This is a genomic window from Dyadobacter sp. (genome assembly GCF_017744695.1).
Classification (GTDB): Bacteria; Bacteroidota; Bacteroidia; order Cytophagales; family Spirosomataceae; genus Dyadobacter.
The window spans coordinates 526,184-533,646 of record NZ_JAGIAS010000004.1 but is presented as its reverse complement, the minus strand read 5'-3'; the positions used below and the strand labels follow the sequence as shown (position 1 = coordinate 533,646).

Sequence of the window (7,463 nt, the reverse complement as noted above, 5' to 3'; positions counted from 1 at the left end):
TCGCTGTGCTGATCGTTTTCAGCACCGTTATTCCCGATTGGGAGTGCAAAAGTGGGGGGTTAATTTTTAAGATGCAAGCGCCAACAGCAAAAAATTGTAAAAAAACTTTTTCACTTTTCAGCAACCGATTGATAACCAGAAATTACCGGTCCATAATTTTTTCACAAATTTTTGAAGTACTCGATCACATGCATCTTCAAAAGCGCCTCCTGCTTCAAAAGATCACCCGGAGGAAGAGCCCTGTCCAGTTTGTAATGCGGCCAGCCATCCTTGTCGGTATATTCGAGGCTATAATAGGATGACAAGCTTAGCACTTTGCATATACCTATATGCATCAGATCTTGCTTCTGTTCTTTGCTGAATCGCTTCGCTCCTTGCCCAAGCTCTTGCACACCTATCAGAAATAGCACACCGTTCAGGTCGCCCGGGCGCTTGCCCACCATTTCTTCCAGCTGCCCCAGCAGGTGCTCCCATTGTACTTCCAGTGGTTGGTCTTCTATATTCATTGTACTCATTAGCCTGTGCGCATGCGGGCGATGCCCTATATATATGATGAAATCTGAAATTGTTGCTAATTAACCAACAATGCACACCTTATGTTCTGATTCCGGAATAATATTTATCGGATTGGCCCCGCTTACAGGCCCGGAGTTTCAGGATGCTTTTGACGGTTTTTCCTAACTTTGGCTTTTGCTATATATTATAAGTAATTGGAAAAGCATACAACTTTGAACCACAACGATTATCTCTCGACCTTGAATGAGCCCCAACGGGAGGCTGTGCTGCACGGAAATGGCCCTTTGATGATCATTGCGGGCGCGGGTTCAGGGAAAACCAGGGTACTTACCTACCGCATTGCGCGGTTGATCGAGACGGGTGTCGATCCGTTCCGTATTTTGTCCCTCACATTTACCAATAAAGCTTCCGGCGAAATGCGCAGCCGGATCGAAGGCGCTGTCGGTACCGAGGCGCGGAACATCTGGATGGGTACTTTCCACTCCGTTTTCGCCAAAATACTGCGTATCGAGGCCCCCTACCTGGGTTATACCAGCGATTTCTCTATTTACGATACCGACGATTCGAAGTCATTATTGAGGAGTATCATCAAAGAATATAACCTCGACGACAAGGTTTATAAAGCTAATGTAGTTTTCAACCGGATCTCCGGAGCGAAGAACCGGCTCATATCGCCCGACGATTACATTAATAATGCAGTGATCCAGGCCGACGACGATGCGGCCAAAATGAAGGAGATCGGCCGGCTTTACAAAACGTACGCAACGCGCTGCTTCCAGGCCAATGCCATGGACTTCGACGACCTGCTTTTCAATACCAATGTCCTTTTCCGCGATTTCCCCGACGTATTATATAAGTACCAGCACAAGTTCCAGCATGTGATGGTGGATGAGTTTCAGGATACGAACGTTTCCCAGTACCTCATTACCAGAAAGTTATCAGCGGTGCACCGGAATATTGTCGTGGTGGGTGACGATGCGCAGAGTATTTACGCATTCCGCGGCGCGAACATTGAGAACATCCTCAATTTTGAAAAGGACTTCCCGGATGTGCGCGTGATCAAGTTGGAACAGAATTACCGTTCGACAAGCACGATCGTAAATGCGGCGAATTCTGTGATTGCCCGGAATAAGTCGCAGCTCGAAAAACATACATTTACTTCCAACGAGGAAGGCTCGCTGATCGACGTGATCAAGGCTGGTTCGGATAATGAGGAAGGCCGGTTGGTGGCGACTGCGATTTTCGAAGAGAAAATGCAGAAATCGCTTCGTAATGAGAACTTTGCCATTTTGTACCGTACCAATGCGCAGTCCCGCTCATTTGAAGAAGCTTTACGGAAACTCGGCATTAAGTACCGCATTGTGGGTGGCCAGTCTTTCTATCAAAGGAAAGAAATCAAAGATTTGCTGGCTTATCTGCGGTTTACAGTCAACCAGCGGGATGAAGAAGCTTTCAAACGGATTATCAACCTGCCGAAACGCGGCATTGGCGACACAACGGTGGCCAAAATCGCAGTAACTGCTTCGGAAAATAATGTGGCGATATGGGATGTAGTAGCGAATATCAACCAATTTGGATCGGGACGCTCCATTGCCCCCATCGAAGGGTTCGCGACGCTGATCAAGAGTTTCAAAATTCTGGTGGAAGAAGGCAAGGATGCCTACGAAATTTCGTCCCACATCGCCAAAGCCTCCGGAATTCTGCGGGAATTGTATGAAGATAAGACCGTGGAAGGCCTTTCGCGCTACGAAAACGTGCAGGAATTGCTGAATGGTATCAAGGAATTTGTCGATAGTGACGAAACGGAGGACAAAACGCTGAGCGCATTCCTGCAATCGGTTTCGCTTTTGACCAATGCCGACGAGCCGGATGATAATAACGATCACGATCGTGTGACGATGATGACGATCCACTCGGCTAAGGGTTTGGAATTCAGGAATGTATTCATTGTGGGGCTGGAAGAAGACCTGTTTCCAAGTCAGATGATGCTCGAAAGTCGGCAGGATTTGGAAGAAGAAAGAAGGCTTTTCTACGTAGCGATCACGCGCGCGGAAAAGAAATTGTCATTCTCCTACGCGGAAAGCCGGTACCAATGGGGCCGCCTGAAAATGTGTGAACCGAGCCGCTTCCTGCTGGAAGTCGATCAGAAGTATTTGAATGTCAATAGAATGGTCCAGAGTGCCTTGGAACGCGATACAACGCCGCCGGTAACGACTTTCGCCCGCAACCTCGTACAGCGGAAAACCGAGGCGAGGCCTGTTGCAACAGCTGCTACCAGCCATGTTCCGTCGGCTGATTTCGTACCAACCGATACTTTCGACCTGGCAGAAGGCGACAAGGTAGAGCATTTGAAATTCGGTTTCGGGGTGGTGACCAAAATGGACATCAATGGTACCGATAGAAAAGCGACGGTGAAATTTGACCTGGTGGGTGAAAAAACACTGCTTCTCAGTTTCGCCAAGTTGCGGGTGCTGAAATAAATGCAGGAAAAATTGATGAAGTTGTTAAAATTCCAAGCTTTTTTGTAATAAATCTTACCCTAAACTTCACTGATTAAAACCATACATTATGTTTATTGAAAACGATATTCAACAAATAAAGGAGAGAGGAAGCGATTTAAGCGTTGTAGAAGAGCAAGTCCGCTATTTTGAAAAAGGCTTTCCGTTTTTGCAATTGTCGAAGGCTGCCACGGTGGGCGACGGCATTATCAGGCTTACCGACGATGAGATCGCACAGGTAATCAGTGAGTTCGATAAAAGTGCAGCCGATGGGGAAATTGCACTTTTGAAATTTGTACCGGCTTCCGGCGCGGCTACCCGCATGTTTAAGTCGCTTTTCGGTTTTTTGCAGGAAGATAAGAAGGACAAGTCAGTGGACGAGTTCTTCTCAAAACTCATGGATTTCGCATTCTACGAGGACCTGAAAATTTCTCTCGCTGCTGATGGCTACGAAATCGAGGCAGCCGACGAAAAGACGATAGCTTCTTACTTCCTTACCGCAAAGGGCTTAGGTTACGGAGAGCTGCCGAAAGGTTTGCTGAAATTCCATAATTACACCGAGCGCTCACGCACGCCGCTGGAAGAGCATTTGGTAGAAGGCGCGAAATATGCAAATGCCGGCAGCAATGTGCAGATCCATTTCACGGTTTCCCCGGAGCACCGCGATAAGTTTGAAAAACTGGTAGTGGAAGTGCTTCCAAGTTACCAGACGCAATACGGCGTTCGGTACATTGTGTCTTTTTCCGAACAGAAAAGCTCGACGGATACCATCGCTGTAAATCTCGATAACACGCCTTTCCGCGAGAAAGACGATACATTGTTGTTCCGTCCTGCGGGTCACGGCGCATTGCTTGAAAACCTCGGGCAGCTCGATGCGGATATCATTTTCATCAAAAACATCGATAATGTCGTTCCCGATCGCATTAAAGGCGATACCATTACTTATAAAAAGGCATTGGCGGGAATCGTGTTGAGATATCAGAAGAGAATTTTTGCTTATCTCGATAAGCTCGCTGCAAACGCCGATGCGGCATTGCTTGAAGAGATCGACGGCTTTTTCCGTAATGAACTTTGCGTGATCCCGCCGGCAGGTTTCGACTCGTGGAGCGACGAAAAGAAAAAAGCATATTTCGTAGGAAAGCTGGATCGCCCCTTGCGCGCATGCGGGATGGTGAAAAACCAGGGTGAGCCGGGCGGCGGGCCTTTCTGGGCTGAGAATGCCGACGGATCGTCGTCGTTGCAAATCGTGGAATCGGCACAGGTGGATGTCGATAATGCCGACCAGAACAGCATTTTCAAGAACTCGACGCACTTCAACCCGGTTGACCTCGTGTGCGCAGTGAAGAATAAAAAAGGGGAATTGTACGACCTGAAAAAATTCCGCGATCCGCTAACCGGCTTTATCACAGGTAAATCCAAAGATGGTAAGGAGCTGAAAGCCCAGGAGCTTCCAGGCTTGTGGAATGGCTCGATGGCCGACTGGAATACGCTTTTCGTAGAAGTGCCGCTGATCACTTTCAACCCTGTGAAAACGGTAAATGACCTGCTCCGCGAGCAGCACCAATAGTTTCTGAGGATACCAAATAAAAAATGGTCGGAATCACTTCCGACCATTTTTTATTTTATGAGTTTAAAGTTCAGAGTTTAACGTTCAATTAGCTCTTGAATCTCCACCTTAAACTCTCGACTCATAAACTCTTAACATCAAGGTATCGGTAATACTTTGCTTTCTTTGAAAGTCGACAGAATTACCATTGTTTGCGTGCTCGCAACCTCTTCGATCTCATTGATTTTTTCGAGCATCAGCTTCTGGTAGGTGCTGATGTCTTTGGAAATTACACGAAGGAGAAAATCGCCAGTCCCTGTAATGTGGTGACATTCAATGACTTCCGGTATCGCGTGAATTTTCTCAACAAATGACTCCGTAACAGCTTTACGGTGTCCTACCAGCGAAATCTGAACAAAAGTGCTCACGCCCAATCCCACCTTTTCAGGCTCCAGCTGCGCATGGTAGCTTTTAATGATCCCCGATTGTTCCAGTTTTTTCACACGTTCCAGCGTGGGAGCGGGTGAAAGCCCTATTTCTTTGGATAGTTGAGCGTTGGTTATCTTCGCGTTCGTTTGTAAAATCTCCAGTACTTTGCGGTCTATCTGATCTAACTTAATAATGGCCGACATTTCTCTATGACTAAGGTTTATATGACGTGCCCATTTAGGGTACGTCGCAAAACTAATTAGTTTCCCGAAGATTCTTGTAATATTATACTGAAATTTTGTCTAAAAATAGAATTATCGTGGGTGAAATAGGATTTTAGTATTGAAATATTAGGCTATACTAAATGTAACCCGTTGTTAGGATTCAGGTTACACGGCATATGTTTCTATTTTTTCGAGAAAATCCTGATAAGTCCGGGTAATGCCTTCTTCAAGGTCGATGGTGTGCTTCCAGCCCAAGGCATGCAGCTTGCTTACATCCATCAGTTTTCGCGGTGTACCGTCCGGTTTATCGGTATTCCACTTGATTTCACCTTCATATCCGACCACTTGCCGGATCATTTCAGCCAGATGCTTAATGGTAACATCCGCACCTACACCTACATTCAGGAAGCCGGCTTCATTGTAATTTTGCATCAGGAAATAACAGGCTGCCGCCAGATCATCGGCGTGCAGGAACTCGCGCAGTGGCGATCCCGTACCCCAGAGCTCCACAAATGGCTTACCATCCTCTTTTGCCTCGTGAAATTTGCGGATCATCGCGGGCAAAACGTGCGAATTATTCAAATCGTAATTATCATTCGGTCCGTACAAATTGGTAGGCATCACCGAAATAAAATTGCAGCCATATTGCGACCGGTAGGCTTCGCACATTTTAATACCGGCAATTTTCGCGATCGCGTAAGGTTCGTTGGTGGGTTCGAGCAGGCCCGTGAGCAATGAATCTTCCTGCAGAGGCTGCGGTGCAAGTTTCGGATAAATGCAGCTCGAACCGAGAAACATCAGTTTTTTCGCATCCGTACGGTACGCGCTGTCGATTACATTGTTCTGAATGAGCAGGTTATCGTTCAGGAACTCTGCACGGTAAATATTGTTTGCCATAATGCCGCCGACTTTGGCTGCGGCCAAAAAGATATATTCGGGACGTTCTGCTTCAAAAAATGCCCGTACATCAGCCTGGTTGCGAAGATCGAGCTCGGATGAAGTTCTGGTAATGATGTTGTCGAACCCTTCTTTTTGCAATTTTCTGAGAATAGCAGATCCAACCATTCCTCTGTGCCCGGCAATATAAATTTTAGCGTTTTTTTCCACGGTGTTTTTTTAAATTTGTCTTGGAAATCAATATAGAAAAAACCAATTCGTTACAAAAGTAACAATCTTGCCCTGAAGAAAAATCCTATATACATGCAAAGAGTAGCACTGTTCTGCGGCTTTTTTTCAATCTGTCTGTCGGTTTCCGTTTCGGCCCAGAATGGCCAGAAGGATGCCTCGACCCCTTCATGGTTGCCCAAAGAGCAGGTGAAAAAAGATACAGCAACGCGTTCCAATGACCTGAAATCATTCGTTTCGGGCCTGGATCCGGTGGTTGGTGCTTCGGTGCCGGGCGGTAAGGGCAAGTCCACCAATCTCTCCACGCTGTTCGGAGAAACGATCCCCGACCTGGGGCTTCGGGTAAAAGAATACAAAAGCCAGAAGAAAGACCGCAAAGCCAAAAAGGAAAAAGCGCGTCTTGCCAAAGTACAATATGAAGGCATTCCGATGCAGAGCATGTCTGTTAAATACGGCAGCGGCGACCGTGCTACGGTGGAAAATTTCCATGTATTGAAGGAATATAAGCCCATGAACGAATACGTCCGCGCTACCGAAACGCGCTGGTACGACAAGAAATCCAGAAAACTGAGCTCTTCCGTGATCAAAGACAAGGCGCAGGCGTTGCCGCTTCACGGTTCGTATAAAAAGTATAGCGGCGAAAACCTGATCGAGGAAGGCTACTATTACATGGGTGTGAAAGATGGCCGCTGGGTGAAGTATGACACCAAATATAACCTGATCGATAAGTCGGTTTGGAACCGCGGATTCCCCGCTGAATCGCGCATTACCTACTACGACTCCGCGCATACGCAGGTGAAAGAAGTGATGCCGATCGCATTTGGCGAGGTAGAAGGCGAATATCTTCAATTTTATAAGGAAGGACAGCTGGCGGTCGACGGCAAATATGATTCGGGTAAAAAAGTAGGCCGCTGGGTGGAATATTATCAGTTCCGCCGTCAGCGCAAGAAAGAAGTTCAGTACCCGAAAACAGCCTGGGACGAGGATTTCGAGCCGTTCGTTCTGAGAGAATGGGACGACAAAGGCAAACTCGTCTATGACCATACCAAAGATCCCCGAGCCTCCGCTGAAGAGGAGGAAACCGAAAATTAGGCAGCGCATGGTTGAAAATCACGGCTCACCTGC

The 7,463-nt window shown here is 47.1% G+C and carries 6 protein-coding genes; 3 read left to right on the top strand and 3 right to left on the bottom strand.

Features of this window, described 5'->3' with window-relative positions; all coding sequences use genetic code 11:
* Positions 1 to 161: 161 nt before the first annotated feature.
* Positions 162 to 506: a hypothetical protein gene (locus J7619_RS18345; protein WP_291201606.1), complete on the bottom strand. Its 345-nt coding sequence runs from the start codon at positions 504 to 506 to the stop codon at positions 162 to 164.
* A gap of 204 nt (positions 507 to 710) precedes the next feature.
* On the opposite strand from J7619_RS18345, the gene J7619_RS18340 reads away from it, so the two are divergent.
* Positions 711 to 2,996 (top strand): ATP-dependent helicase, encoded by a 2,286-nt coding sequence (locus J7619_RS18340; RefSeq protein WP_291201603.1) that lies wholly within the window; start codon positions 711 to 713, stop codon positions 2,994 to 2,996.
* Positions 2,997 to 3,084: 88 nt separating this feature from the next.
* The gene (locus tag J7619_RS18335; protein WP_291201600.1) at positions 3,085 to 4,581 is read left to right on the top strand and encodes a DUF4301 family protein; all 1,497 of its coding nucleotides are present in this window, start codon (positions 3,085 to 3,087) and stop codon (positions 4,579 to 4,581) included.
* A gap of 137 nt (positions 4,582 to 4,718) precedes the next feature.
* On the opposite strand, the gene J7619_RS18330 is transcribed toward J7619_RS18335, so the two are convergent.
* Together J7619_RS18330 and J7619_RS18325 are read right to left on the bottom strand one after the other, a co-directional pair.
* Complete coding sequence (locus tag J7619_RS18330) at positions 4,719 to 5,192, bottom strand: Lrp/AsnC family transcriptional regulator (protein ID WP_015813234.1); 474 nt, start codon at positions 5,190 to 5,192, stop codon at positions 4,719 to 4,721.
* A 186-nt stretch (positions 5,193 to 5,378) separates the two neighbouring features.
* Entirely contained in the window at positions 5,379 to 6,320 is a 942-nt protein-coding gene (locus J7619_RS18325) for a GDP-L-fucose synthase (RefSeq protein WP_291201597.1), read from the bottom strand.
* 93 nt (positions 6,321 to 6,413) lie between these two features.
* Here J7619_RS18325 and J7619_RS18320 point away from each other — a divergent pair, with 93 nt between their 5' ends.
* Entirely contained in the window at positions 6,414 to 7,430 is a 1,017-nt protein-coding gene (locus J7619_RS18320) for a toxin-antitoxin system YwqK family antitoxin (RefSeq protein WP_291201594.1), read from the top strand.
* The last annotated feature ends 33 nt before the right edge of the window (positions 7,431 to 7,463 follow it).

Bases quoted from the DNA above. Each gene is read 5' to 3' on its own strand.
- J7619_RS18345 (WP_291201606.1), bottom strand. From the start codon at position 506: ATGAATATAGAAGACCAACCACTGGAAGTACAATGGGAGCACCTGCTG.
- J7619_RS18335 (WP_291201600.1), top strand. From the start codon at position 3,085: ATGTTTATTGAAAACGATATTCAACAAATAAAGGAGAGAGGAAGCGAT.
- J7619_RS18330 (WP_015813234.1), bottom strand. From the start codon at position 5,192: ATGTCGGCCATTATTAAGTTAGATCAGATAGACCGCAAAGTACTGGAG.
- J7619_RS18320 (WP_291201594.1), top strand. From the start codon at position 6,414: ATGCAAAGAGTAGCACTGTTCTGCGGCTTTTTTTCAATCTGTCTGTCG.